The organism is Pseudomaricurvus alkylphenolicus, from assembly GCF_011683955.1.
GTDB lineage: Bacteria > Pseudomonadota > Gammaproteobacteria > Pseudomonadales > Cellvibrionaceae > Pseudomaricurvus > Pseudomaricurvus alkylphenolicus.
The window spans coordinates 13,878-40,522 of sequence record NZ_JAAQPI010000025.1; the positions used below are offsets into that span (position 1 = coordinate 13,878).

Sequence of the window (26,645 nt, forward strand, 5' to 3'; positions counted from 1 at the left end):
CTCCAATTGTCTTAGCTGTCAGTTTCCAGCTCGATGTTGATACCGAGTGAGCGAATCTCTTTAACCAGTACGTTAAAGGACTCCGGCATGCCGGGCTCCATACGGTGATCGCCATCGACGATGTTCTTGTACATCTTGGTTCGGCCGGCCACGTCGTCCGACTTGACCGTCAGCATTTCCTGCAGGGTGTAGGCAGCACCATAGGCTTCCAGCGCCCAGACCTCCATCTCCCCGAAACGCTGACCACCGAACTGGGCTTTACCGCCCAGAGGCTGCTGGGTAACCAGACTGTAAGAACCGGTGGAACGGGCGTGCATCTTGTCGTCCACCAGGTGGTTCAGCTTCAGCATATACATATAGCCAACGGTCACCGGACGTTCAAATGTATCGCCGGTGCGGCCGTCACACAGCTCCATCTGACCGGTGTCGGACAGATCGGCCAGGCGCAGCAGCTCCTTGATTTCAGCTTCTTTGGCACCGTCGAATACCGCGGTGGCCATGGGGACACCGCCGCGCAGGTTACCGGCCAACTCAATGATTTCTGCGTCACTGAAGGAGTCCAGGTCTTCTTTGCGGGTGGCATCACCAGCAGTATTGTAGACCTCATGCAGGAAGCCGCGAATTTCGGCGACCGCACGCTGTTCACGCACCATTTCGTCGATTTTCACGCCAAGACCCTTGGCTGCCATACCCAGGTGAGTCTCGAGGATCTGACCCACGTTCATCCGCGAAGGTACACCCAGTGGGTTCAGAACGATGTCGACCGGCTCACCGTTGGCGTCATGGGGCATGTCTTCCACTGGCATGATCACGGAGATCACACCCTTGTTACCGTGGCGACCAGCCATCTTGTCACCGGGCTGGATGCGACGCTTGATCGCCAGGTAAACCTTGACGATCTTGAGGACGCCGGGCGCCAGATCGTCGCCGGTTTCCAGCTTGCGCTTCTTGTCTTCAAAACGCTCGTCCAGGATCTTGCGACGCTCGACCAATTGCTCTTCCGCACGGTCCAGCTGCTCATTCAGAGCGTCGTCAGACATACGCAGCTTGAACCACTGCTCACTGGGCAATTCATCCAGTTGGGCATCGGTCAGAGGCTCGCCGCGATTGACACCCTTACCGCTGGTGACAACCTGGCCGACCAGAGCATCGCGCAGGCGTTCAAAGGTCGCGGTTTCAACGATGCGGTACTCTTCGTTCAGGTCCTTGCGGATAGCGTCCAGCTGGCTCTTCTCAATTTCGAGGGAACGCTGGTCTTTCTCCAGACCGTCGCGGGTAAACACTTGTACGTCAATTACGGTACCGCGGGTACTGGTAGGCACGCGCAGAGAGGTGTCTTTAACGTCAGAGGCTTTTTCACCGAAGATGGCGCGCAGCAGTTTTTCTTCCGGCGTGAGCTGGGTTTCGCCTTTCGGAGTTACCTTGCCCACCAGAATGTCGCCAGGACCCACTTCCGCACCGATATAAACGATACCGGACTCATCCAGCTTGGACAGAGCGCCTTCACCGACATTGGGGATATCGGCAGAAATCTCTTCGCTGCCCAGCTTGGTGTCACGGGCGATACACGTCAATTCCTGGATGTGGATCGTAGTGAAACGATCTTCCTGTACAACGCGCTCGGACACCAGGATGGAGTCCTCAAAGTTGTAACCGTTCCAAGGCATAAACGCGATACGCATGTTCTGGCCGAGAGCCAGCTCACCCAGGTCCACAGAAGGACCATCGGCCAGAATATCGCCACGGGTAACGGTATCGCCGGTTCTGACGATTGGACGTTGGTTGATACAGGTATTCTGGTTGGAACGGGTGTACTTGGTGAGGTTGTAGATATCCACACCAGCGTCACCGGCTTCGGTCTCGGCATCGTGCGCCTTGACCACGATACGACCGGCGTCAACACGCTCGATCACACCACCGCGTTTGGCCACCACACAGACACCGGAGTCAGAGGCAACATTGCGCTCCATACCAGTGCCCACCAGAGGCTTCTGGGCACGCAGAGTCGGTACCGCCTGACGCTGCATGTTTGAGCCCATCAATGCGCGGTTCGCATCATCGTGTTCCAGGAACGGAATCAGAGATGCCGCCACAGATACCACCTGGCGTGGAGATACGTCCATATACTGGACTTCGTCGGCGCTCTTCAGGGTAAATTCACCCATGTGGCGCACAGACACCAGCTCATCAACCAGCTTGTTGTTTTCGTCCAGCTGCGCCGAAGCCTGGGCGATGATGTAGCCGGCTTCGTTAATGGCGGACAGGTATTCGATTTCGTCGGTAGCTACACCGTCGTTCACTTTACGATAAGGTGCTTCCAGGAAACCGTAGTTATTAGTACGAGAGTAGGTTGCCAGTGAGTTGATCAGACCAATGTTTGGACCTTCAGGTGTCTCAATTGGGCACACACGACCGTAGTGAGTGGGGTGTACGTCTCGCACTTCAAAGCCAGCACGCTCACGGGTCAGACCACCAGGGCCAAGCGCAGATACACGACGCTTGTGAGTCACCTCAGACAGCGGGTTGTTCTGATCCATAAACTGGGATAGCTGGGAGGAGCCGAAGAACTCTTTCACAGCGGCAGCAACGGGCTTGGCGTTGATCAGGTCCTGTGGCATCAGGCCTTCGGACTCGGCCATGGACAGACGCTCTTTAACAGCGCGCTCCACACGCACCAGACCCACACGGAACTGGTTCTCAGCCATCTCACCCACGGAACGCACACGGCGGTTACCCAGGTGATCGATATCGTCCACAACACCCTTACCGTTACGGATGTCCACCAGAGTCCTGAGCACGTCAACGATATCTTCGTTGGACAGAGTACCCTCACCGGTATCTTCATCACGCTGCAGGCGGCGGTTGAACTTCATGCGACCAACAGCCGACAGGTCGTAACGCTCCTGTGTAAAGAACAGGTTTTGGAACAGCGCCTCGGCAGACTCTTTGGTTGGCGGCTCGCCAGGACGCATCATGCGGTAGATTTCTACCAGTGCTTCCAGCTCACTGCGGGTCGGATCGATGCGCAGGGTATCGGAAACGAATGGTCCACAGTCCAACTCGTTGGTGTACAGGGTCTCAAGAGAGGTCAGGCCGATTTCGTCGACCTTTTCCAGAATCTCTTCAGTAATTTCGGTGTTACATTCGAACAGCAGCTCGCCGGAGTTGGTGTCAACCAGGTCACGCGCCAGGGAGCGACCCATCAGGTAGTCACGCGGTACTTCCAGCTCGGTCACACCGGCTTTTTCCAGTTGACGAATGTGGCGGGCGGTAATGCGACGCCCTTCTTCCACAATCACGCTGCCGTCGGCATCCTTGATATCGAAGGTCGCCACATCGCCACGCAGGCGGGAAGGCACCAGCTCAAGGCTGTAAACACCGTCTTTAACACTGAAGCTGCTGGTTTCGAAGAACATCTCGAGCATTTGCTCGGAAGTGTATCCCAGGGCACGCAGCAGAATACTCGCCGGCAGTTTGCGGCGGCGGTCAATACGTACGTAAACCAGATCTTTGGGATCGAATTCGAAATCCAGCCAGGAGCCGCGGTAAGGAATAACCCGCGCGGAGTAGAGCAGCTTACCGGAGGAATGGGTCTTGCCCTTATCGTGATCGAAGAATACACCCGGGGAGCGGTGCAGCTGGGAAACAATCACTCGCTCGGTACCGTTAATCACAAAGGTACCGTTGTCCGTCATGAGCGGAATCTCGCCCATGTACACTTCTTGCTCTTTAATATCTTTAATGGTTTTGTTCGCTGATTCCTTATCGTAGATAATCAGTCGAACTTTAACACGCAGCGGCACCGCGTAGGTGATACCACGTGATTGACATTCGGTTACATCAAATGCGGGCTTACCCAGAACGTAGCTTACGTATTCGAGGGCAGCACTTCCCGAGTAACTCACGATCGGGAACACAGATTTAAACGCAGCGTGCAGACCTACGTCCAGACGCGCCTCAGGCGACATGTCACCCTGAGTAAACTTGCGATATGAATCCAACTGTATCGCCAGGAGGAACGGGACATCCATGACGTGCGGCAATTTGCCGAAGTCCTTGCGGATACGTTTTTTCTCAGTATATGAGTAAGCCATCAGTATTCCCCAGCTTGTAAACGGATAAGGCTTTATCTCGCCACGGCAAAATCCCGTGGTACTCTAATCACCACGGAGACCTCCCGTGGGACTGCAAACGTGGCGGAGCTTCCCACTCCCCACAAGTTCGGCCTTGGTTTTGTCATTGCCGTTGGCCGAAAACGGCAAAAAGGCCGGCGGGCACAAACCCGCCAGCCTTAAGTCAGGCAGCTATTAAAAACGAATGGCTGCCAGACTTAGCGCTTGCCGAGATCTGAATTACTTCAGCTCGCCAGTCGCACCAGCTTCTTCCAGCTGCTTCAGAGCGTCTTCGGCTGCATCCTTGGCGGCGCCTTCCAGAACAACGGCTGGAACAGCTTCTACCATAGCCTTGGCTTCTTTCAGGCCCAGGCCAGTGATGGCGCGAACGGCTTTAATAGCGTTAACCTTCTTCTCGCCAGCACCGGTCAGTACTACGTCGAATTCGGTCTTCTCTTCAGCAGCACCGCCACCTTCACCAGGAGCAACAGCTACAGCAGCAGCGGCAGCAGTTACACCGAACTTCTCTTCCATTGCTTCGATCAGTTCAACAACGTCTTTTACAGACATCTCAGCAACAGCATTGATGATATCTTCTTTAGTCAGAGACATGAGTCTATTCCTACATTCGTTTGAGCCTTAATGGGCGAGACTGTTACGAAAGTCAAAACTGCCCGGCTCGTTAAGTCGTTTAAGAAAGCGATTTCCCAACAAGAGGAAATTAAGCTGCTTCCTGCTCTTCTTTTTGGTCGCGGATGGCCGCAATAGTGCGAACCAGTTTGCCAGCGGCTGCTTCTTTCATCACGCTCATCAGCTGGGCGATTGCTTCGTCGTATGTTGGCAGCTTGGCCAGCATTTCGACGTCAACCACTTCACCTTCGAAGGCTGCTGATTTCAGCTCCAGATTGTCATTACCCTTGGCGAACTCCTTGAAAATACGCGCACCGGCGCCAGGATGTTCGTTAGAGAAAGCAATCAGAGTGGGGCCGACAAAAGTGTCAGTCAGACACTCATAATCAGTACCTTCAACTGCGCGACGCGCCAGAGTGTTACGAACGACTTTTACCCAAACGCCGTTCTCACGAGCCTCTTTACGCAGAGCGGTCATGTCAGTCACAGATACACCACGTGCATCAGCGATTACTGCAGACAATGCGCTCTTAGCAGCTTCCTGGACTTCAGCGACAATCGCTTTTTTGTCTTCGAGTCCTAATGCCACAAGATTTCTCCTGGATTTGATTAGCTCAACTTAAATTCGTTTGACCTCGGGTCAAATTAACAAGGAGCGCCAATCGTTACTTCAATCCCTCTCCCAAACCTCGGGAGAGGAACGTTTTCGGTGATCAAATCCAGCTATAAACTGAATTGGGTCTCACCGTCTGCGCAGGGAATTAAGTGATCCAAGACATGCAATCACACCTGCGGTCTTTGACGGCCTGGGCTGGATAAACCAGCCCAGACCCCAAAGTACGTTAATCAGAGCGTCCGGATTAAACTTCCAGAGTGCTCTGATCCAAAACCACACCTGGGCCCATGGTTGTGCTCAGGGAGATCTTCTTCAGATACACACCCTTGGCAGAGGCAGGTTTGGCTTTCTTCAAATCGGCAATCAGCGCTTCCAGGTTTTCCTTCAGCTGCTGAGCATCAAAAGTCAGCTTGCCGATGGCTCCGTGGATGATACCGCCCTTGTCGGCACGGTAACGCACCTGACCGGCCTTGGCGTTTTTAACCGCAGTGGCGACGTCTGGAGTGACAGTACCGGTCTTGGGGTTAGGCATCAGGCCGCGGGGGCCCAGAATCTGACCCAACTGACCCACAACACGCATGGCGGCAGGATCAGCGATCACTACGTCGAAGTCCATGTTGCCAGCTTTAACGTCGGCGGCCAGTTCGTCCATACCAACGATGTCTGCACCGGCTTCTTTCGCGGCATCAGCGTTGGCACCCTGGGTGAACACAGCGACGCGAACTTCTTTACCGGAACCGTTGGGCAGAGTGGTGGCACCACGTACAGCCTGGTCGGATTTACGAGGGTCAATACCCAGGTTGATAGCAACATCAACAGTCTCGCCGAATTTGACGGAAGAGACTTCTTTCAGCAGGGATACTGCTTCTTCGATGCCGTATTGCTTGGTTGAATCCAGCTTCTCGCGAATCGCGCGCTGGCGCTTGCTCAGCTTAGCCATTACACCACACCCTCCGTTTCAAGACCCATTGCACGGGCGGAGCCGGCAATAGTACGTACCGCTGCGTCCATGTCGGCAGCAGTCAGATCCGGCTGCTTGGCAGTCGCGATCTCTTCCAGCTGAGCGCGGGTCAGCTTGCCGACCTTCTCAGTGTTGGGACGACCGGAACCACTCTTGATACCGGCAGCTTTCTTCAGCAGGAAGGAAGCTGGTGGAGTCTTCATGGTGAAGGTGAAGCTGCGATCGCTGTATACGCTGATCACAACAGGCACAGGAGCACCGTTTTCCAGGTTTTGGGTCTGGGCGTTAAACGCTTTACAGAACTCCATGATGTTCACACCGTGCTGACCCAGTGCAGGACCTACCGGGGGACTTGGGTTGGCCTGACCGGCAGGCACTTGCAGCTTAATATAAGCTTCAACTTTTTTAGCCATTGTATTACTCCCAAAGTTGGGTGTTAGCGCCTCGAGTAAGCTGTGGCGCAGCGTACCGTCTCAGGCTCCCCTATCTCTAAAGCATGCCGCTTAAACGGCAGTTTTTCAGAGACGCGAAAGCCCTCCTCTGCGCAAAGCAGAAGAGGGCCAGATTTTTCAGCGGAGTGGTTAGGCCTTTTCGACCTGACCAAACTCCAACTCAACCGGAGTTGAGCGTCCGAAGATCAGAACTGCAACGTGCAGCTTGCTCTTCTCGTAATTGACTTCTTCAACGACACCATTGAAGTCGTTGAATGGACCATCAATAACACGAACCATTTCACCGGGTTCGAAGATGGTCTTGGGCTTGGGCTTGTCGACAGAGTCATCCACACGCTGAAGAATAGCGTTGGCTTCTTTCTCGGTAATCGGGGCCGGCTTGTCCGCCTTGCCACCAATGAAGCCCATAACGCGAGGCGTTTCTTTCACCAGGTGCCAGCTGTCATCACTCAGCTCCATTTGCACCAGCACGTAACCCGGGAAAAACTTCCTCTCGGATTTACGTTTTTGACCACCGCGCATTTCCACCACTTCTTCGGTGGGGACCAGAATATCACCAAACTGGTCTTGCATACCGTGGAGTTCCACGCGCTCTTTGAGAGCTGAAGCTACTTTCTTTTCGTAGCCCGAGTAAGCGTGAACCACATACCAGCGTTTAGCCATGCCTCACCTCTATCCGATGATCAGAGATGCCAGCCAGCCCAGTAAGGTGTCCAGCAACCAGAGAATTACCGCCATAACAATCACAACGGCCACGACGATGAGGGTGGTCTGATTCACTTCCTGGCGGGTAGGCCATACCACCCGACGAAACTCCGCCTGCGCCTCGCGCAGCAGAGACCAGAAAGCCATGCCCTTGGCGGTATTAATCGCAACAAAGGCTGCTACCGCTCCGCCAGCCACCAAGGCAAGGACGCGGTAGAGTACAGCAACATCAGAGTAGTAGGAGTTGCCCACAACACCGGCGGCAACCAGCAGAACCACCACCAGCCACTTAAGGCCATCCAGGCGGTATTCCTTGGCTTCAACCTTGGCATTCATGGAATTGTGCAGCTCCGAGTGTACTCTTGAATGGAATATGGCAGGCCAGGAGGGACTTGAACCCCCAACACCCGGTTTTGGAGACCGGTGCTCTACCAATTGAACTACTGGCCTGAAAAGTTTGATGGAAGGCGATCCAATAAATCCTACCTTCCATCAACCGGCAAAGCAAAGCCTGCTTTGCCAGTTATTTCAGATCATCACTCGATGATCTTGGATACAACACCTGCACCCACGGTACGACCACCTTCACGGATCGCGAAGCGCAGACCTTCGTCCATCGCAATCGGGCAGATCAGGGTAACGGTCATCTGGATGTTGTCACCAGGCATTACCATTTCTACGCCTTCCGGCAGCTCACAAGCGCCGGTCACGTCAGTGGTACGGAAGTAGAACTGAGGACGGTAGCCCTTGAAGAATGGAGTGTGGCGACCACCTTCATCCTTGGACAGTACGTAAACCTCACCTTCGAACTTGGTGTGAGGAGTGATAGAACCGGGCTTAGCCAGTACCTGACCACGCTCAACCTCGTCACGCTTGGTACCACGCAGCAGAACACCAACGTTCTCACCGGCACGACCTTCGTCCAGCAGCTTGCGGAACATCTCTACACCAGTACAGGTGGTAGTGGTGGTGTCTTTGATACCAACGATTTCGATTTCTTCACCAACCTTGACGATACCGCGCTCAACACGACCGGTAACAACGGTACCACGACCCTGGATGGAGAATACGTCTTCGATCGGCATAATGAAGGCACCGTCGATCGCACGCTCAGGCTCAGGGATGTAAGAGTCCAGAGTCTCAACCAGCTTCTTAACAGCGGTGGTACCCAGCTCGTTGTCGTCTTCGCCGTTCAGGGCCATCAGGGCAGAACCAGGGATGATCGGAGTGTCGTCGCCAGGGAACTCGTAAGTGTCCAGCAGCTCGCGCAACTCCATCTCAACCAGCTCCAGCATCTCGGCGTATTCTTCAGAATCAACACCGCCACAGTCTTCAGCCAGCAGGTCAGCCTTGTTCAGGAACACAACGATGTATGGTACACCAACCTGACGAGACAGCAGGATGTGCTCGCGGGTCTGAGGCATTGGGCCGTCAGTCGCACCACATACCAGGATAGCGCCGTCCATCTGAGCAGCACCGGTAATCATGTTCTTAACGTAGTCGGCGTGACCCGGGCAGTCTACGTGCGCGTAGTGACGATCGGGAGAATCGTACTCTACGTGAGAGGTGGCGATGGTGATACCACGCTCACGCTCTTCAGGCGCATTGTCGATACCGTCGAAAGCAACGGCGTCGCCACCCCAAACCTCGGCACATACGCGAGTCAGGGCTGCTGTCAGGGTAGTTTTACCGTGGTCAACGTGACCGATGGTACCCACGTTTACGTGGGGCTTGGAACGTTCAAATTGCTCTTTTGCCATTGTGAGGGCCTCCTCAAAGTTGTAATCACTTAAATTAAAGCAATTTCGCGACCCTCACGGACCGCATTACACTCAAACACACAAAACCGCCGCTAAGACGACCGGTCTCACGACGATTATAAAATGGAGCTCTTGAGCGGATTTGAACCGCTGACCTCACCCTTACCAAGGGTGTGCTCTACCAACTGAGCTACAAGAGCTTATCTTGCATAAAGCAGAACCTGGAGCGGGTAGCGGGAATCGAACCCGCATCATCAGCTTGGAAGGCTGAGGTTCTACCATTGTACCATACCCGCTATACGCACCTTTCGGCCTGCATGGCGCGAACGCCTTGTAAACCGGGGCTTGCGAGCCCACCGCCACAACAACCTTTCCTAGCGGCGATCAGCCAACCCAAAATCGGGCCGACAAATAATGGTGCAGGGGGGTGGATTCGAACCACCGAAGCTTTCGCGTCAGATTTACAGTCTGATCCCTTTGGCCACTCGGGAACCCCTGCGAAAAGGAGGCGGTATTCTCTGCCTCTCTCCCCCTGATGTCAACCGTTAAATTCTTTAAATTCACCGGGTTACATCAGAAAGATAAATAAAATTGGAGCTGGCGAGAGGAGTCGAACCCCCGACCGGCTGATTACAAGTCAGCTGCTCTACCAACTGAGCTACGCCAGCCCAACACACCCTCCGCAAGCCCTTGCAAACCAGGCCTTGCTCAAGTGAGGGCGCGATTCTAGAGAAACTTTTCGCCGGACGCAACAGCTGGACAGAAATTTTGTCTCATCTCCAGCCCTTCTTCCCGGTTGAGCAGCTCAAGCCACAATTCCTCGCCCACTTTTTGAGCTTCTTGAGCAGATAGCACCACCCAGATCTCCTCGAAAGTGCGCTGCATGGCACGGGTTTCGGCGGGATATCCCAAGGCCCGGATTTCTTCCAGCCGCTCCTTGGCACCCGCCTCCAGATTAAAGAGACCAAAGGAGATACCATTGGCCAGATCACCCTTGGGAATCACATAACTGTCGACACCCTTGGCCTGGAACTCGTGAAGTTTGCGCAGGGCCGCCTTGCGCGAGGACTCAGGCGGCAGATAGACCCAAAATCCTTTCTCACCCGGCACCTCAACCGTTTTCACCTGGGCATCAATTTCCAGGGCCGCAAGATGCTCCACAAAGTACTCTGCCGGCAACAACGCCTTGAAGGGGCCAACTAAGGCGCAGAGAGGCTGATCACTGCCGGCCTCTGCCTCATCCTGCAATTGCAGACGCTCTTTGGCGGCAACCATGGCTTGAAGCTCCTCCTTGCGGAGTTCCTCCAGCATCACCAGGCGGTCACCAATACTGGCCGCCCGCACCTGAGTCTCCCGGGGCAGCTGGGTTGACGCGCCACTACCCGTCGCGGATTCACCGTCCATACCCCGCTGGAATAACATCCAGCCTGCCAATAAAAGGTTCACCACAACCAAACTGATGAAGATCCAGCGCATATCAATCCTTTATCTCTTCTCTTTCCGCCAAGGACAATCCATCCAGCACCAGATCCGGAGCCCTATAAACTTGATGCTCTCCCAGCAGAGGCGCAATGACCGCGGCATCCCCCCCCGTCAGATAGACAGGACCACTCCAGCCACCCCAGCCCCAGGCGTTCTTTTTCAGGCGATCGAGTACCTCGACGACCAAACCTGCTGCCATCAGGGGCAGACCATGATCTACAGCCTCTTCGGTGACTCGGCCCGGTCGCGCATCGTCACCCAGAGCAACTTCTGCAACTTTAACCTGCTCTGTTTCACGAAAAAGTGCGCCGCGCATCAATCTGAGCCCCGGAACGATATAACCGCCCCGATGATCCTGACCGTGCAAAACATCTACGGTGATGGCACTGCCGCAATCCACCACCAGCGCACCCTGAGGTGACCGCACCGAAGCCGCAAGCACAGCCAGCCAGCGATCAACGCCCAGCCGATGGTGCTCCTCATAACCCACAGTCACACCTGCCGCACGGCGACTGACCCGAGCAAACTCCGGCGCCAGACCATAGTGATCGCGAGCCCAGACATCTATCGCCCCGGCGATTGCATCAGAGGCCACCGACGCCACCCACAAACCTGAAGGGGCTCGCCCGATTTGCACGTCCACCTCTTGCTTTATAACAGCCAGCAATTGGGCACAATCATCATAGTCCGCGTGTACAAGAGCACCCGCCCCCAGCACCTTGCCAACTGCGTTGTCCCGTAGCCGCCATTTCAGGCGTGTATTGCCGACATCAAACTCCAGCAGAGGCGATCGACCGTCAGCATCAGTCACGATTGCCGCTCCGGCCGCAAGGACACCTCTCCACCGGCAAACTCCTGCTCCTGGCCATTAACGTCGAGGCGCAATGCTCCTGTCGCCGAAACACCCAACACCCGGCCGACAATCTCTTCACTTACCGTACTCAGGCGCACCTCCTGATGGTGGTAAACATGGGCTGCCTGCCATTCTTCTCGATAGGCGCCAAATCCCTGCACCTCAAACGACCCCAGTACGGGCAACAGCTCATTAATAACCGCAACCGCAACCTGATTGCGGGACACGCCAGGCAAAATCTGGCCAACATCCGCCCAGGGCTGATCGATTTCACGGGCGGCCTGTTCAGAGACCTTGATATTCAGCCCCAGGCCCACCACTACTTGGCAGGCTCCAGCCGGGTCGCCGGTCATCTCCAACAGCACCCCCGCCAGTTTGCGACCATCGAACAGCACATCATTGGGCCACTTCAAGCCAACGCCCTGCCCGCCAAGCGCAGACAATGCCCGCACCAGAGCCACACCCACCGCAAGACTGAGCCCCTCCAGAGCGGCGGCCCCACCCTCGAACTGTACTACCGCCGAGAGATAGAGACTCTGGCCAAACGGGCTGCTCCAACGTCGACCGCGACGCCCGCGACCACCCGTTTGATGCTCTGCCAGGCACACATAACCATGGCCCCCACTGGCGGCACGCTCCATCGCCAGCAAATTGGTGGACTCAACAGATTGGCGAATATCCAGCTGACTCAGAAACGCCTGTGCATCGGCACTCAGTCCGCTCTTGATACGCGTCTCATCCAGCAATTCCAAACCACCTGGAAGACGATAGCCTTTGCCTTTAACCGACTCCAAAGGCAAACCGTAAGACTCCAACTTTTGCAGGTGCTTCCAGACGGCCGTCCGACTGACACCCAGGACCTCTCCCAGGGCTGCTCCCGAGTGATACTCACCGTCACCCATGAGTTCCAGAATGGCTTGAAGATTCACACTTCCCCCGTCAAATGATCAAGTAGCTCGCGCAACTCGCCGCGCAGCTGCGAAATTTTATCCAGCGACACACTGTGCTCCCCGACTTGGGACTGCAGCCATTCGCTGGCCTTGGCACTGAGCGCGTATCCCTGCGCCGTGACCTCGACCAGTACACGCCGCTCATCACTGTCATCGCGGCGGCGGCTTACCAGGCCTGCCTGCTCCAGCCGCTTAAGCAGTGGCGTAAGCGTACCGGAATCAAGCTGCAGACGCTCGCCCAAGGCTTTTACCGTTTGCTCAACCGGGGGCTGATCATGCCACTCCCACAACACCATCAGCACAATGTATTGGGGGTAAGTGATGCCCAACTTCTTGAGCATGGGCTGATAGGCCCGTGTCATGGCCCTGGAACAGGCATACAGCATGAAGCACAGCTGATTGTCGAGGCGAATGATATCGCGATCGGTCACACTCTGCCTCCCTGGAATCTGCCGGTTTGGGCTGTGGGTCTCACAACAGCCCCTCAATAGCAGAGGCCAGTGATTCAGGCTTATCGGTGGGCGCGAACCTCTTGACCACCTTACCATCACGGCCAATCAGGAATTTAGTGAAGTTCCACTTTATGCGCTGGCTGCCGAGAATGCCCGGTGCCGACTTTTTCAAGTGCGCGAACAATGGATGGGCATTGTGGCCATTCACGTCCACCTTCTCAAACAGCGGAAAGGTGACACCAAAGTTGCGCTCACAGAATTCACCAATCTGATCACTGTTACCGGGCTCCTGATGCCCAAACTGATTACAGGGAAACCCCAGAATCACCAGCCCCTGATCCTTGTACTTTTGGTAAAGCGCCTCCAGGCCTTTATATTGCGGAGTAAAGCCGCACTTACTCGCTGTATTAACCACCAAAACGACTTTATCGCGATAGTCGTCCAACGCCTGCTCCTGCCCGCTCAGCGTTTGTGCCGCAAATTCGTAAAACTGCCCCATTAGACTCTACTCCTTACCTGTATTGATTGAACCCGAATCGATCAAACCAAAGTTTGGCCTGCCAAAATTAAATTGTGCACAATCAAAGTTAGCCAAAAAAAAGGTGAGATGCAAGAGACTGCACACCACCCTTTGCGACTGACGGTTCACGCGTTAAAGCGTCACCCCTCCGCTGACTTCGATAACATCACCGGACAAGTAATTGTTCTCGAAGATATGTTGCACCGTCTGGGCAATGTTATCCACATCGCCAATACGCTTGAGAGGAATGCCCGCAGCAATGGCGTTGAGGGCATCTTCCGGCATGGAGCGCAGCAGCTCAGTATCAATGGTACCCGGTGCAATAGCCATGGAGCGGATGTTGTAGCGCCCCAGCTCCTTCGCCCAGACTTTGCTCTGGGCAACAATACCCGCCTTGGCGGCAGAGTAGTTGGATTGACCAAAATTGCCCCGATAAGCAATGGAAGACATGTTGACGATACAACCCTCCTCCACACCCAGCTCGACCATATGCGCAGCTGCCTCTCTGGCACAGAGGAATGCCCCTTTCATGTGCACATCCACCACCAGGCTGTAGTTGTCGGCAGTCATCTTCTTCACCACCTTGCCATCCTTCACCTTGATCAGCTGCGCATCGCGGAGAATTCCGGCATTGTTCACAACACCGTGCAGACTGTTGAAGTCAGCGACAATCTGATTAAAGGTGGTTTCGACAGCTGCCTCATCGGCGACATTACAGATGTAACCTCGAGCTTCAGAACCCGCTTCTTTAACCAGATCACAGGTTTGGGTCATTGCCTCTTCATCCAGATCCAGCAGCGCCAGCTTGGCACCTTGAGCAGCCAAACGCAGGGCAATGGCGCGCCCGATACCCTTGCCACCACCCGTGATAGCAACAACTTTACCTTGTAACTCCATATTGGTTCTCCGCACAACAGTGATAAATGCATTAGTCGTAACTATGCCCTGAGCGGTCGGATTGCGGAATGTTGGTGGCGACCAAGAGGATTGTCGAAATGTTTCAGGAGAGCGAGGGGAGGACAGAGAAGGCGGGATGCAAGAATCAGGAGACGGGACAGACGCCCGTCTCCATTGGGTGGAGAGTTATACGTGACGAACGTCGTCGATCTCGTATTCCACCTCGCCGCCGGGGGTGCGAATCACAACCACATCGCCGACCTCTTTACCCACCAGCCCGCGGGCGATGGGAGAGTTAACGGAGATCTTGTTGGATTTCACGTCCGCTTCATCATCACCCACAATTTTGTAGGTGACGGTGTCGTCGGTATCAAGGTTAATAATATCTACAGTTGTACCGAAGATCACCTTGTCGCCAGCAGGGATCTGAGAGATATCGATCACCTGAGCACTGGCCAGCTTACCCTCGATTTCCTGGATACGACCCTCACAGAAACCCTGCTGCTCACGGGCCGCATGGTACTCCGCGTTCTCTTTCAAATCGCCGTGCTCGCGAGCTTCGGCAATAGCCTGAACAATACGCGGGCGATCAACCTTCTTGAGGCGCTCAAGTTCTTCGCGCAGAGCTTCAGCCCCTTCAACGGTCATTGGAACCTTATTCATCATGCAATCCTCCCATGCAGTTCCTGCAGGCTTCGTACTTGTTGCTGCTGGCCGGACTTCAACGCCATGCAGACGGCTTCGGCGCCAGCAATCGTTGTTGTGTAGTAAACGCGATGGTTCTCAGCGCTGCGACGGATGGATGCAGAGTCCTTAATCGCTTGTTTGCCTTCCGTGGTATTGAACACCATGGAGATCTCATCGTTCTTAATCATATCCACAATGTGCGGACGACCTTCAACGACTTTGTTGACAACCTCAACTTCCAAACCCTTTTCTTGCAGGTACTTGGCGGTGCCGCGTGTGGCAACGATGTCAAAACCGAGATCAATCACATCCTTGGCAACCGGCAACAGACCCTCTTTGTCGAAATCACGCACACTGATAAAGACCTTGCCAGTGGTGGGAATTTCATCGCCTGCACCCAGCTGAGCTTTGGAATAGGCCTCTGCAAAAGTATCGCCTACACCCATAACTTCACCGGTGGATTTCATCTCTGGCCCCAGGATGGGGTCAACCGCCGGGAACTTGTTAAAGGGGAATACCGCTTCTTTGACACTGTAATAGCTGGGTACAACTTCCCGGGTAAAGCCCTGCTCGGCCAGGCTCTTGCCAGCCTGAACCCGGGCGGCAACTTTGGCCAGCGAGGTACCGATACACTTGGACACGAAAGGAACGGTACGTGAACCGCGTGGGTTCACCTCGATCACATAGATCTCACCACCCTGGTAGGCCAGCTGCACATTCATCAAGCCGATAACGTTCAGCTCGACAGCCATCTTGCGCACCTGCTCGCGCATCTCATCCTGCACATTGGCGGGCAGCGAATACGGCGGCAGAGAACAGGCCGAATCACCAGAGTGAACACCGCACTGCTCAATGTGCTGCATGATGCCGCCAATCACGACATCGGTACCGTCGCAAACTGCATCGATATCGACTTCGATGGCGGCATTGAGGAAGTGATCCAACAGAACGGGGGCGTCATCGGAAACCTGAACCGCCTCGCGCATATAGGTACGCAGTTCTTCTTCCTTGTGCACGATTTCCATGGCGCGGCCACCCAATACGTAAGAGGGGCGCACAACCAGTGGATAACCCACTTCTTCGGCCTTGCGAACCGCTTCTTCGGTGGAGCGAACAATGGCATTGGACGGCTGCTTGAGATCCAGGCGCATCAGCATCTGCTGGAAACGCTCACGGTCTTCTGCACGGTCAATAGCTTCCGGGCTGGTACCAATAATTGGCACACCTTCGGCTTCCAGAGCACGGGCGAGCTTCAGCGGCGTCTGACCACCGAACTGAACAATCACGCCCTTAGGCTGCTCCTTGCGAACGATTTCCAGTACGTCTTCCAGCGTCACCGGCTCGAAAAACAGACGGTCAGAGGTATCGTAGTCTGTGGAAACCGTCTCGGGGTTACAGTTGACCATAATGGTTTCGTAACCGTCTTCTCGACACGCAAGAGCCGCATGCACGCAGCAATAATCAAACTCGATACCCTGACCGATACGGTTGGGGCCGCCACCGAGAACCATGATCTTTTCACGGTCAGACGGATTGGCCTCGCACTCTTCCTCGTAGGTGGAGTACATGTACGCCGTGGAGGTGGAGAATTCAGCTGCACAGGTATCCACACGCTTGTACACGGGATGAATTCCCAGCTTAGTGCGGTGATCTCGCATGGTTTTTTCACTGACACTCAGCAGTGCAGCCAAACGCTTGTCGGAGAAACCCTTGCGCTTCATGCGGAACATCAAATCCGCATCCAGCTCAGTCAGTGGCATGGACGACAACTGAGTTTCGGATTTAACAATGTCTTCGATCTGTACCAGGAACCAGGGATCAATCGCGGAGGCTTCGAATACCTCCTCGATGCTCATGCCTGCGCGGAAGGCATCGGCAACATACCAGATGCGTTCAGCACCCGGCGTGGAAAGATCGCGACGGATCTGTGCCATAGCCTCGTCAGAGTCCAGATTAACTTTGGGCTCAAAGCCGGCAGAACCCACTTCCAAGCCACGCAGAGCCTTTTGGCAGGATTCCTGGAAAGTGCGGCCGATGGCCATAACTTCACCAACGGATTTCATCTGAGTGGTCAGACGGGCGTCAGCGTCGCCAAATTTTTCAAAGGTGAAGCGGGGAATCTTGGTAACTACATAGTCGATGGAAGGCTCAAACGACGCTGGAGTGGCACCGCCAGTGATGTCGTTCTGCAGCTCGTCCAGGGTGTAACCCACCGCCAGCTTGGCAGCCACCTTGGCGATTGGGAATCCGGTGGCCTTGGACGCCAGCGCCGAAGAACGGCTGACGCGGGGGTTCATTTCGATAACCACCAGGCGGCCGTTTTTCGGGTTCACAGCGAACTGCACGTTGGAGCCGCCGGTTTCCACACCAATTTCACGCAGTACCGCCAACGAGGCATTACGCATGATTTGCAGCTCTTTGTCCGTCAGGGTCTGGGCCGGGGCAACGGTAATGGAGTCACCGGTGTGCACACCCATGGGATCAAAGTTTTCGATGGAGCAAACGATGATGCAGTTGTCGTTCTTATCACGGACAACTTCCATCTCGTACTCTTTCCAACCGAGCAGAGATTCGTCGATCAGCAGTTCATTGGTGGGCGACAGATCCAGACCACGGGCACAGATCTCTTCAAACTCTTCCCAGTTGTAGGCCACACCACCACCGGAGCCACCCATGGTAAAGGATGGACGGATGATCACCGGGAAACCGAACTTCTTCGGCACTTCCTGGGCCTCTTCCATGGTGTGAACGATCTCAGCGCGGGCGCACTCCAGGCCGATTTTCTTCATGGCCTGGTCAAACAGGTTGCGGTCTTCGGCCTTGTGAATGGCCTCCTGGTTGGCACCGATCAGCTCAACATCAAACTTCTCCAGAACACCATTGTCGTGCAGATCCAGCGCACAGTTGAGCGCAGTCTGGCCACCCATGGTGGGCAGAATCGCGTCCGGGCGCTCTTTCTCGACAATACGGGCAACCGTGCGCCATTCGATGGGCTCGATGTAGGTGGCGTCGGCCATCACCGGGTCAGTCATGATGGTGGCGGGGTTGGAGTTTACCAGAATCACCCGGTAGCCTTCTTCGCGCAGGGCCTTACAGGCCTGGGCACCGGAGTAATCGAACTCACAGGCCTGACCGATAACAATCGGGCCCGCACCCAGAATCAGAATACTTTGAATGTCAGTTCTTTTTGGCATTTTGCTCTCAGATTCCTATATTAACGACGGGCCTAAATTAGTTACGGGCTTCCATCAATTCGATGAAGTGGTCAAACAGTGGTGCGGCATCGTGCGGGCCGGGACTGGCTTCGGGGTGACCCTGGAAGCTGAAGGCCGGCTTGTCGGTGCGATGGATACCCTGCAGGGTGCCGTCGAACAGCGACTTGTGAGTGGCACGCAGGTTATCCGGCAAAGTGTCTTCGTCGGCGGCAAAGCCGTGGTTCTGGCTGGTGATCATTACCGTGCCGTCATCAATGCACTGTACAGGGTGATTACCGCCGTGGTGACCATGGCCCATCTTGACGGTCTTGGCGCCGGACGCCAAAGCCAACAACTGATGTCCCAGGCAGATACCAAAGACAGGAATGTCGGTTTCCAGCAACTGCTGAATAGCCTCAATGGCGTAGTCACAAGGTTCTGGATCGCCGGGTCCATTAGACAGGAAAACACCGTCGGGATTCATCGCCAGCACCTCAGATGCGGGGGTCTTGGCAGGAACTACCACCAGCTCGCAGCCGCGGTCTACCAGCATCCGCAGAATATTGCGCTTAACGCCGTAATCATAGGCCACGACCTTGAACTTGAAGGTTTCGGGGCTGGTGAAGCCCTTGCCCAACTGCCAGCTGCCGTCGCACCAAGTGTATGGCTCCTGAGTGGTGACAACCTTGGCCAGGTCCATGCCCTTGAGACCGCCAAAGTCCTTTGCTGCCGCCAACGCTTTATCTTCATCCACCTCGCCAGCCATGATACAGCCGTTCTGCGATCCCTTGTCTCGCAGGATACGGGTCAGGCGACGGGTATCGATATCGGCAATACCGAGAATATTGTGGTCTTTGAGATACTGGTCCAGGGCCTTCTCGTTGCGGAAGTTGCTGGCCAATAATGGCAGATCGCGAATCACCAGGCCCTTGGCCCAGATACGATCACACTCTTCGTCTTCGCTGGTCGTACCGACGCTACCAATGTGGGGGTAGGTCAGAGTCACGATCTGCTGTGCATAGGATGGGTCGGTCAGGATTTCCTGATAGCCGGTAATGGCGGTGTTAAATACCACCTCACCGGTGGACAGTCCGTCGGCGCCAATGGCGCTGCCGCGGAACACACTACCGTCTTCAAGTACCAGGATTGCGGGTCGATGGGCACCAGTGCTCAAGTCAGCCTCCTAACAATGGTTGGCGTGGGCGTTTTCCTGCAGGCTGCCGGGCTGGCGGTCCGGAACATAGCCTGCGCATTTTCAGTAGACCGAGAGACACTGCCGCGCGATTTCGCACGTTATCCGGGTGGCATGGAACTCACCATGCTGGCGTCGGGAGGTGGAATTGCCCGGTCTCAAGTTGCAAAAAAGCGAGATGAAACCCTGTGCTTCATCTCGCTTTTGATATTTTGCCTCTTAGACCAGTCTAGCTCGCTATTGCGGCCTTGGCCAAGATCGATCTGAGGCGCGATTGTACGCGAAGTGCCCGGTGCCTGTCCAATGCCTCTTGGGCATTGATCGGGAACCGGGATTTCGTGGGCATCAGAGCCGGAACTGCTTGACGATACCTTCCATCTTGGAGGCCATTTCCGCCAGGGCGGCGGTACTGGCAGCAATCTCCACAGAGCCCTCAGAAGTCTGGCGGGCGGCATCGGCAATATTGTTCATATTGCGCTCCATCTCCCGGGTCGCAGCACTCTGCTCTTCGGAGGCACTGGCCATCTGATTGGTCTTATCCTTAATTGAGCTGACACCATCGGTAATGGCATCCAGGGAGCGACTTGCCGCTTCAGCCTGATTGACGGATTCACCCGCCTGGGCGGTACCCTTCTCCATCATCTGTACAGCTTCACGGGCGCCGGTCTGCAGACGCTCGATCATCTCCTGAATCTCTTGGGTGGAACTCTGGGTACGGGATGCCAGTGTACGGACTTCATCAGCCACCACCGCAAATCCACGCCCCTGTTCACCAGCTCGGGCCGCTTCGATCGCGGCGTTCAGCGCCAGCAGGTTGGTTTGCTCGGCAATGCCACGGATCACGTCCAGTACGGAACCGATGTTGTCGGTTTCCTGCTGCAGCTTGTCAATCACCTCAGAAGCGGCATTGATATCCTGGGCCAAACTCTCGATCTGCCCCATGGTAGCTGTCACAACACGGTTACCCTCTTTGGCCTCACCGTCAGCCTGCTCGGCGTTATCGGCGGTCTGGGTAACGTTGTGGGCAACGTCTTCAACCACTTGCGCCATTTCGCGCACAGCGGTCACCACCTGCTGGATCTCCGACTGTTGGCTGACCACGCCGCGCTCGGTCTCTTTGGCGGTATCTGAAAGGCGAGTGGCATTGCTGTTAAGGTCTGTGGCGGTCACGGAGAAATCGGAGATGATTTCGTGCACGCGCTCAATGAAGGTATTGAACCAACGCGCCAGCTGCCCGACTTCGTCGTTGGACGTTACAGGCAGCCGCTGAGTCAGGTCACCCTCACCCTCGGCGATATCCCTCAAGGCGTTTACCGCGGCGTTAATCGGAGTGACGATTCCCGCCTGAATAACAAAGGAAACTGCGGTAGCCAGAGCACTGATGACCAAAACCGTCACCACAGAACTCCAAATGGCCGCGCTCACTGCGTCTTCAAGCTCATTGAGATTGACGCGCATAAAGATCGTACCGGCTTTTACGCCGTCGGCCCTGATGGGCTCAAACAGCTCCAGGTACTCATCCCCGAATTCGACCTTTTGGCCACCGGCACGACCGGGCAGACCTGCGGGCAGATCACCAGAGGTTTTCTTAACGCCCTTTTTGTAGAACACAAACGGAGAACCGTTTTCGCCGTAAATAACCGCTGCTTCTACCCGGGCACTGTTTTCGAGCGTCTTGAGAGTATCACCGGCAGAAGCGGTATCTCCAAAGGCCATAGCTCCTGTGGTGCTGCCACCGACAATACGAGCCAGGGTAACAGTATCTTTTTCGATGGCCTCATTGAGGCGACCCACCTCACTGCGAACGGCTAGAGCGCTGGATACGATGACTGCGATCACACTGGTCACAGTGACGCCCAGCAGCACTTTCCACTTTAACGACAAACTACCCATATCGATATTCCAACTTATAATTTTGACGGTTAGGCCAGGTAACCTGGCGGTCGGCTAGCCCGCTCTTTTGGTGTCACTTGTAGAAGGGTTATCGTGCGCTTCCATAAAACCTTTAGCACTATAAAATCACTTCATTAGTAGTGAATACTCACTTTCACCTTATCTGGAACTCTCCATCGACTCCAATGATTGATCATAGCGCTATTGAGGTACATCTCAACCCCCAAAACCCCTTAACATCGGGAAAATTGTCCCCAGCAGAAGAGATTTAGCGAAACCTTGAACCACCAGCCCAAAAAACAAAACCCCCGAGTGCTTCCACTCGAGGGTCTTATCAGGTTCTTTTCGCCGGGGCGCTTAGAGCCCGAGCACGTCCTGCATGTCGTATAGGCCAGCATCCTGCCCCGCTATCCAGGCAGCGGCCCGTACCGCACCGCGAGCAAATGACATGCGACTTGATGCCTTGTGGGAAATTTCCACCCGCTCACCATCCGCCATAAACATGACCGTGTGATCACCCACCACATCACCACCACGCACAGTGGCGAATCCTATGGTTTCACGCTTGCGCGCTCCGGTCTGGCCTTCGCGACCATAAATAGCCACGTCGCGCAGATTTCGCTCCACTCCGGCGGCTACCGCTTCGCCCATAGCCAGAGCAGTGCCAGATGGGGCATCGACCTTGTGACGATGATGGGCCTCGTAGATTTCAATATCGTAGTCATCACCCAGAATCTCGGCAGCCTGACGCAACAGTTTGAGTGTCACGTTAACACCGGTGCTGAAATTGGCGGCTTTACAAAGCGCCGTCTTGTCCTGGTTGGCCAGCAGCTGCTGCTCCTGCTCAGGAGTAAAGCCAGTGGTGCCAATAACCATCTTTTTGCCGGCGGCCGCACAAACAGACGCATTCGCCAAAGTCGCCACCGGCGCGGTAAAGTCGATAAGGACGTCGAACTGATCCACCACCTCATTAATGTCGCCAGCAATGACAACACCATTTTTGCCCAAGCCAGCCAGTTCACCGGAATCGGCACCAATCAGGGAGCTTTCCGGGCGCTCCAGTGCAGCCGTCAGCTCCACGCCTTCGGCGTTGGCGACAGCTTCGATCAGGGTCTTGCCCATACGACCGGCAGCGCCAGTCACACCAATCTTTATCATCTGCAGTGTCTCGATTAGATTTTCATGTCACCAAAGAAATTCTTCATGCCCTCAAACCAGCTGTTCTGGCGCGGGGAGTTTTTATCCCCCTTCATAGAAGCTTTGAATTCCTTCAGGAGCTCTTTCTGTTTGTTGCTGAGATTCACCGGTGTTTCCAGAATCACCCGGCACATCAGATCGCCGGGATTACCGCCCCGCACAGGAGTAACGCCTTTACCGCGCAAGCGGAACAGCTTACCGGTCTGGGTTTCCTGAGGCACCTTCAGTTTGACGCGGCCATCCAATGTCGGCACATCCAGTTCGCCACCCAGAGCAGCGTCTACAAAGCTGATGGGGACTTCGCAGTAGAGGTTCTTGCCATCGCGCTGGAAGATTTCGTGCTCTTTAACCGAAACCTGAACATAGAGATCTCCGGACGGACCACCATCGGCACCGGCCTCACCTTCGCCCGACAGTCGAATGCGGTCACCGGTATCGACACCGGGAGGCACCTTAACCGACAAGGTTTTGGTCTCTTCGATGCGCCCCTGACCGTGACAATCGCTGCAGGGGTCAGAAATGATGGTGCCCTTGCCGCGACAGTTGGGGCAGGTCTGCTGTACGGAGAAAAAGCCCTGCTGCATACGCACCTGACCCACACCGCCACAGGTGGTGCAGGTGGTCGGCTTGGTACCGGCCTTGGCGCCGGTGCCATCACAGGTATTGCAGCCAACCAGGGTGGGGACTCGAATTTTTACCGAAGTACCCTTAACCGCATCTTCCAGATCCAGCTCTAACGTATAACGCAGATCGGAGCCACGCTGAGGACCGCCCCGACCGCGGCCGCCACCACCACCGCCAAAGATATCGCCAAAGACGTCACCAAAAATATCGCTGAAGTTGCCGCCGCTAAAGCCGCCACCGCCACCAAAGCCGCCCTGCTGGTCAACGCCCGCATGGCCAAACTGATCATAGGCGGAACGCTTTTGGGAATCCGAGAGCACTTCATAAGCCTCACTGGCTTCTTTGAATTTCTCTTCGGCTTCCTTATCGTCAGGGTTGCGGTCTGGGTGAAACTTCATGGCCACCCGGCGATATGCCTTTTTCAGGTCTTTCTCGGAGACATCTTTCGCAACCCCGAGCACTTCGTAGTAATCACGTTTGGACATAGGAACTCAGCAATAGGTACTCAGCAAATTGGCAAACTCTATATACGCCAAACGCTGAAGTGAATTCAGCGTTTGGTAAACAGCTTTGATCGTTTGGCCGCGAGCATTTCAGGACTCTAGAGCCCGCCGGCTGCCCGCCGCCAGAGACAAGTAATCAAACTTGATTATTTGTCGTCTTTGACTTCTTCAAACTCGGCATCGACAACACCGTCGTCAGCGTCGCCGCCAGCGCCCGCATCACCGGCATCAGCAGCGCCTTCCGCACCACCGGCAGCCTGAGCCTGGGCAGCCTGCTCAGCGTAAAGCTTCTGTGCCAGAGAGCCGGAAGCCTCGGTAAGTTTGGTCGTCGCAGCTTCCATAGCAGCTTTGTCATCGCCCTTGACCACTTCCTCTGCTTCTTTCAGAGCGGCTTCGATTGCAGACTTCTCTTCGTCCGTCGCCTTGTCACCGGCTTCTTCCAGAGTCTTCTTGGTCGCACCAATCAGACCATCCAGCGTGTTACGGGCAGAGACCAGCTCTTCGAACAGCTTATCAGCTTCAGCATTGGCCTCGGCATCGCGAACCATTTGCTCGATCTCGTCGTCGCTCAGACCAGAGGACGCCTTGATAACGATGGACTGCTCTTTACCCGTAGCTTTGTCCTTCGCGCTTACATTCAGAATACCGTTAGCGTCGATATCGAAGGTCACTTCGATCTGCGGCATGCCGCGAGGCGCGGGCGGAATGTCGGCCAGGTCAAAACGACCCAGAGATTTGTTTTGTGTTGCCTGCTTGCGCTCACCCTGAACCACGTGAATGGTTACCGCAGTCTGATTGTCTTCTGCGGTAGAGAACACCTGAGACTTCTTGGTCGGGATGGTGGTGTTCTTCTCAATCAGCGGCGTGGCAACGCCACCCATGGTTTCGATACCCAGGGTCAGAGGGCTCACATCCAACAGCAATACGTCTTTAACGTCGCCGGACAGCACAGCGCCCTGAATGGCCGCACCCATGGCAACGGCTTCGTCGGGGTTGACATCTTTACGCGCTTCTTTGCCAAAGAACTCTGCCACTTTTTCCTGAACCATTGGCATACGAGTCTGGCCACCCACGAGGATGACGTCATCGATGTCGCCCACAGACAGGTCAGCGTCCGCGATGGCCTGCTTCACAGGCGCCAGAGAACGAGTAACCAGTTCTTCCACCAGGGATTCCAGCTTGGCACGGGTCAGTTTCACCACCAAGTGCTTGGGCCCGGTTGCATCTGCAGTAATGTAAGGCAGGTTTACCTCGGTCTGCTGCGCAGAGGACAGTTCGATCTTGGCCTTTTCCGCCGCTTCTTTCAGACGCTGCAGAGCCAGAGGATCGTTGTGCAGATCAATGCCATTTTCTTTCTTGAATTCGTCGGCCAGATACTCGATCAGGCGCAGGTCGAAATCTTCACCACCCAGGAAGGTGTCACCATTGGTGGACAGCACTTCAAACTGGTGCTCACCATCAACGTCAGCGATTTCGATAATTGAGATATCGAAGGTACCACCACCGAGGTCGTAAACCGCAATGGTGTGGTCGCCCTTGGCCTTGTCCATACCATAGGCCAGCGCCGCGGCGGTCGGCTCGTTGATGATGCGCTTAACATCCAGACCGGCAATCTTACCGGCATCTTTGGTCGCCTGACGCTGGGAGTCATTGAAGTAAGCGGGTACAGTGATCACCGCTTCAGTGACATTCTCACCCAGGTAGTCCTCGGCGGTCTTTTTCATCTTTTTCAGAACTTCAGCAGAGATCTGAGGTGGTGCCTTTTTATCGCCCTTGGCCTCTACCCAGGCATCGCCATTGTCTGCTTCGACAATGCCGTATGGCACCATGGTGATGTCCTTCTGTACAACATCATCTTTAAATTTGCGGCCGATCAGACGCTTGACGGCAAACAGGGTGTTCTTGGGGTTGGTAACGGACTGGCGCTTGGCGCTCTGGCCAACCAGGATTTCATTGTCGTCGGTAAAGGCAACAATGGATGGTGTGGTGCGATCGCCTTCGGCGTTCTCAATCACCTTGCTCTTGTCGCCTTCCAGCACGGACACACAAGAGTTGGTGGTGCCCAGATCGATACCGATAATCTTACCCATGAGGAGGATCTCCCGAATTCTATTCTACTAACCAGCTAATGCTGTCTAAGTTGATTTCTATATTGGATCGGTTGCGCGATTTTCAACCCCGCCGACCCGGTTTTTTTGACCTTTTGTGGCTCGCCCGCGGCTTACTCAGCGGCCTTGGCGACCACGACCATTGCCGGGCGCACCAGCCGACCGTGCAGGGTGTAACCCTTTTGGAACACGTTGATCACCGAATTGGGCTCTGCATCGGGGCTTTCCACCATGGACATGGCCTGGTGGAACTGGGGATCAAACGGCTCGCCCAGTGGGTGAATCGCTTCCACCTTGTGGCGTGCCAGGGTGTCCTGAAAGGACTTCAGGGTCAGCTCAACCCCTTCGATGACTGCCTTGAGCGCCTCATCATTGGCATCAATGGATTCAAGCGCGCGCTCAAGGTTATCGATGATAGGCAACAGGTCTGAGACCAGCTTTTCCTGCCCAAACTTGTGGGCCTTCTCGACATCCTGCTCGGCGCGACGGCGGATATTCTGTACTTCAGCCTGGGCGCGCAGCACATGATCCTTAGCTTCGGACAGCTCACCGGTCAGGGTTTCAATCTCTGCCTGGATAGCATCAACCGTCGGAGCCTCGGCGGTGGTTTCCTCAGCTGCGGCCTCGGTGGCCTCAGCGGCTGCTTCTTCAACGTCGGGGGATGTCTGCTGTTCGTCTGACACTCTGAACTCCGTAATCAATCATTGGCTTTGGTGAAAATTTGCGCTATCGCAGGACCTGCTTGGCAATATGGGGCCGGAGGAGCAACTTTCAAGGGATTTTTTGAGACTTTTGCAGGCTTTATTCACCCCCCGATTCAACCCCTGAACAGCAAGGTTGGAGCGGGCCAGTTTTTA

General features: G+C 55.2%; 22 protein-coding genes and 5 tRNA genes. All 27 read right to left on the reverse strand.

The window, feature by feature from the left end:
* Positions 1 to 11: 11 nt before the first annotated feature.
* Positions 12 to 4,094: a DNA-directed RNA polymerase subunit beta gene (gene rpoB, locus HBA55_RS33670; protein WP_167000140.1), complete on the reverse strand. Its 4,083-nt coding sequence runs from the start codon at positions 4,092 to 4,094 to the stop codon at positions 12 to 14.
* Positions 4,095 to 4,352: 258 nt separating this feature from the next.
* Entirely contained in the window at positions 4,353 to 4,724 is a 372-nt protein-coding gene (rplL, locus tag HBA55_RS33675; RefSeq protein WP_167000141.1) for a 50S ribosomal protein L7/L12, read from the reverse strand.
* A gap of 109 nt (positions 4,725 to 4,833) precedes the next feature.
* Positions 4,834 to 5,331: a 50S ribosomal protein L10 gene (gene rplJ, locus HBA55_RS33680; RefSeq protein ID WP_167000142.1), complete on the reverse strand. Its 498-nt coding sequence runs from the start codon at positions 5,329 to 5,331 to the stop codon at positions 4,834 to 4,836.
* Positions 5,332 to 5,602: 271 nt separating this feature from the next.
* A complete protein-coding gene (gene rplA / locus HBA55_RS33685) occupies positions 5,603 to 6,298 on the reverse strand; it encodes a 50S ribosomal protein L1 (RefSeq protein WP_167000143.1) in 696 nt (231 codons plus the stop codon).
* Positions 6,298 to 6,732: a 50S ribosomal protein L11 gene (gene rplK, locus HBA55_RS33690; protein ID WP_167000144.1), complete on the reverse strand. Its 435-nt coding sequence runs from the start codon at positions 6,730 to 6,732 to the stop codon at positions 6,298 to 6,300. The genes rplA and rplK overlap by 1 nt, the downstream gene beginning before the upstream one ends.
* A 168-nt stretch (positions 6,733 to 6,900) precedes the next feature.
* A complete protein-coding gene (nusG, locus tag HBA55_RS33695) occupies positions 6,901 to 7,434 on the reverse strand; it encodes a transcription termination/antitermination protein NusG (protein WP_167000145.1) in 534 nt (177 codons plus the stop codon).
* Positions 7,435 to 7,443: 9 nt separating this feature from the next.
* Positions 7,444 to 7,812, reverse strand: a complete 369-nt coding sequence (gene secE, locus HBA55_RS33700; RefSeq protein ID WP_167000146.1) for a preprotein translocase subunit SecE — start codon at positions 7,810 to 7,812, stop codon at positions 7,444 to 7,446.
* A gap of 38 nt (positions 7,813 to 7,850) precedes the next feature.
* Positions 7,851 to 7,926, reverse strand: a tRNA-Trp gene (locus HBA55_RS33705).
* A gap of 86 nt (positions 7,927 to 8,012) precedes the next feature.
* Entirely contained in the window at positions 8,013 to 9,236 is a 1,224-nt protein-coding gene (tuf, locus tag HBA55_RS33710) for an elongation factor Tu (RefSeq protein WP_167000147.1), read from the reverse strand.
* A gap of 124 nt (positions 9,237 to 9,360) precedes the next feature.
* Positions 9,361 to 9,436 (reverse strand) — tRNA-Thr (locus HBA55_RS33715).
* A 22-nt stretch (positions 9,437 to 9,458) separates the two neighbouring features.
* Positions 9,459 to 9,532, reverse strand: a tRNA-Gly gene (locus HBA55_RS33720).
* A 119-nt stretch (positions 9,533 to 9,651) separates the two neighbouring features.
* Positions 9,652 to 9,735, reverse strand: a tRNA-Tyr gene (locus HBA55_RS33725).
* Between the two features lie 93 nt (positions 9,736 to 9,828).
* Positions 9,829 to 9,904: transfer RNA gene (locus HBA55_RS33730), tRNA-Thr, on the reverse strand.
* A gap of 58 nt (positions 9,905 to 9,962) precedes the next feature.
* Positions 9,963 to 10,712 (reverse strand): SPOR domain-containing protein, encoded by a 750-nt coding sequence (locus HBA55_RS33735; RefSeq protein WP_167000148.1) that lies wholly within the window; start codon positions 10,710 to 10,712, stop codon positions 9,963 to 9,965.
* Between the two features lies 1 nt (position 10,713).
* On the reverse strand, positions 10,714 to 11,529 hold the full coding sequence (locus HBA55_RS33740; protein WP_167000149.1) for a type III pantothenate kinase: 816 nt from the start codon (positions 11,527 to 11,529) through the stop codon (positions 10,714 to 10,716).
* Positions 11,526 to 12,500, reverse strand: coding sequence for a bifunctional biotin--[acetyl-CoA-carboxylase] ligase/biotin operon repressor BirA (gene birA / locus HBA55_RS33745; RefSeq protein ID WP_338109500.1), 975 nt, complete (start codon positions 12,498 to 12,500; stop codon positions 11,526 to 11,528). Before birA ends, HBA55_RS33740 begins: the two co-directional genes overlap by 4 nt.
* Positions 12,497 to 12,952, reverse strand: coding sequence for a MarR family winged helix-turn-helix transcriptional regulator (locus HBA55_RS33750; protein ID WP_338109501.1), 456 nt, complete (start codon positions 12,950 to 12,952; stop codon positions 12,497 to 12,499). Before HBA55_RS33750 ends, birA begins: the two co-directional genes overlap by 4 nt.
* A gap of 40 nt (positions 12,953 to 12,992) precedes the next feature.
* Positions 12,993 to 13,472, reverse strand: coding sequence for a glutathione peroxidase (locus HBA55_RS33755; protein WP_167000151.1), 480 nt, complete (start codon positions 13,470 to 13,472; stop codon positions 12,993 to 12,995).
* 153 nt (positions 13,473 to 13,625) lie between these two features.
* Positions 13,626 to 14,390 carry an SDR family oxidoreductase gene (locus HBA55_RS33760; RefSeq protein ID WP_167000152.1) on the reverse strand — a complete coding sequence of 255 codons (765 nt, stop codon included), beginning with the start codon at positions 14,388 to 14,390 and terminating at the stop codon, positions 13,626 to 13,628.
* A gap of 186 nt (positions 14,391 to 14,576) precedes the next feature.
* Positions 14,577 to 15,053 carry a transcription elongation factor GreA gene (gene greA, locus HBA55_RS33765; protein ID WP_167000193.1) on the reverse strand — a complete coding sequence of 159 codons (477 nt, stop codon included), beginning with the start codon at positions 15,051 to 15,053 and terminating at the stop codon, positions 14,577 to 14,579.
* The gene (carB, locus tag HBA55_RS33770) at positions 15,053 to 18,271 is read right to left on the reverse strand and encodes a carbamoyl-phosphate synthase large subunit (protein WP_167000153.1); all 3,219 of its coding nucleotides are present in this window, start codon (positions 18,269 to 18,271) and stop codon (positions 15,053 to 15,055) included. The genes greA and carB overlap by 1 nt, the downstream gene beginning before the upstream one ends.
* 37 nt (positions 18,272 to 18,308) lie before the next feature.
* Entirely contained in the window at positions 18,309 to 19,445 is a 1,137-nt protein-coding gene (gene carA, locus HBA55_RS33775; protein WP_167000154.1) for a glutamine-hydrolyzing carbamoyl-phosphate synthase small subunit, read from the reverse strand.
* 363 nt (positions 19,446 to 19,808) lie between these two features.
* Positions 19,809 to 21,356 carry a methyl-accepting chemotaxis protein gene (locus tag HBA55_RS33780; RefSeq protein ID WP_167000155.1) on the reverse strand — a complete coding sequence of 516 codons (1,548 nt, stop codon included), beginning with the start codon at positions 21,354 to 21,356 and terminating at the stop codon, positions 19,809 to 19,811.
* 357 nt (positions 21,357 to 21,713) lie between these two features.
* Positions 21,714 to 22,514: a 4-hydroxy-tetrahydrodipicolinate reductase gene (gene dapB, locus HBA55_RS33785; protein ID WP_167000156.1), complete on the reverse strand. Its 801-nt coding sequence runs from the start codon at positions 22,512 to 22,514 to the stop codon at positions 21,714 to 21,716.
* 14 nt (positions 22,515 to 22,528) lie between these two features.
* Positions 22,529 to 23,662, reverse strand: a complete 1,134-nt coding sequence (gene dnaJ / locus HBA55_RS33790; RefSeq protein WP_167000157.1) for a molecular chaperone DnaJ — start codon at positions 23,660 to 23,662, stop codon at positions 22,529 to 22,531.
* 164 nt (positions 23,663 to 23,826) lie between these two features.
* Positions 23,827 to 25,770, reverse strand: coding sequence for a molecular chaperone DnaK (gene dnaK, locus HBA55_RS33795; RefSeq protein ID WP_167000158.1), 1,944 nt, complete (start codon positions 25,768 to 25,770; stop codon positions 23,827 to 23,829).
* A gap of 131 nt (positions 25,771 to 25,901) precedes the next feature.
* Positions 25,902 to 26,471, reverse strand: coding sequence for a nucleotide exchange factor GrpE (gene grpE, locus HBA55_RS33800; RefSeq protein ID WP_338109502.1), 570 nt, complete (start codon positions 26,469 to 26,471; stop codon positions 25,902 to 25,904).
* Positions 26,472 to 26,645: the final 174 nt, after the last annotated feature.

Excerpts from the sequence above, each read along its gene's own strand:
- rpoB (WP_167000140.1), bottom strand. The coding sequence starts at position 4,094 with ATGGCTTACTCATATACTGAGAAAAAACGTATCCGCAAGGACTTCGGC.
- rplL (WP_167000141.1), bottom strand. The coding sequence starts at position 4,724 with ATGTCTCTGACTAAAGAAGATATCATCAATGCTGTTGCTGAGATGTCT.
- rplA (WP_167000143.1), bottom strand. The coding sequence starts at position 6,298 with ATGGCTAAGCTGAGCAAGCGCCAGCGCGCGATTCGCGAGAAGCTGGAT.
- rplK (WP_167000144.1), bottom strand. The coding sequence starts at position 6,732 with ATGGCTAAAAAAGTTGAAGCTTATATTAAGCTGCAAGTGCCTGCCGGT.
- nusG (WP_167000145.1), bottom strand. The coding sequence starts at position 7,434 with ATGGCTAAACGCTGGTATGTGGTTCACGCTTACTCGGGCTACGAAAAG.
- secE (WP_167000146.1), bottom strand. The coding sequence starts at position 7,812 with ATGAATGCCAAGGTTGAAGCCAAGGAATACCGCCTGGATGGCCTTAAG.
- tuf (WP_167000147.1), bottom strand. The coding sequence starts at position 9,236 with ATGGCAAAAGAGCAATTTGAACGTTCCAAGCCCCACGTAAACGTGGGT.
- HBA55_RS33735 (WP_167000148.1), bottom strand. The coding sequence starts at position 10,712 with ATGCGCTGGATCTTCATCAGTTTGGTTGTGGTGAACCTTTTATTGGCA.
- HBA55_RS33755 (WP_167000151.1), bottom strand. The coding sequence starts at position 13,472 with ATGGGGCAGTTTTACGAATTTGCGGCACAAACGCTGAGCGGGCAGGAG.
- HBA55_RS33760 (WP_167000152.1), bottom strand. The coding sequence starts at position 14,390 with ATGGAGTTACAAGGTAAAGTTGTTGCTATCACGGGTGGTGGCAAGGGT.
- greA (WP_167000193.1), bottom strand. The coding sequence starts at position 15,053 with ATGAATAAGGTTCCAATGACCGTTGAAGGGGCTGAAGCTCTGCGCGAA.
- carB (WP_167000153.1), bottom strand. The coding sequence starts at position 18,271 with ATGCCAAAAAGAACTGACATTCAAAGTATTCTGATTCTGGGTGCGGGC.
- HBA55_RS33780 (WP_167000155.1), bottom strand. The coding sequence starts at position 21,356 with ATGGGTAGTTTGTCGTTAAAGTGGAAAGTGCTGCTGGGCGTCACTGTG.
- dapB (WP_167000156.1), bottom strand. The coding sequence starts at position 22,514 with ATGATAAAGATTGGTGTGACTGGCGCTGCCGGTCGTATGGGCAAGACC.
- dnaJ (WP_167000157.1), bottom strand. The coding sequence starts at position 23,662 with ATGTCCAAACGTGATTACTACGAAGTGCTCGGGGTTGCGAAAGATGTC.
- dnaK (WP_167000158.1), bottom strand. The coding sequence starts at position 25,770 with ATGGGTAAGATTATCGGTATCGATCTGGGCACCACCAACTCTTGTGTG.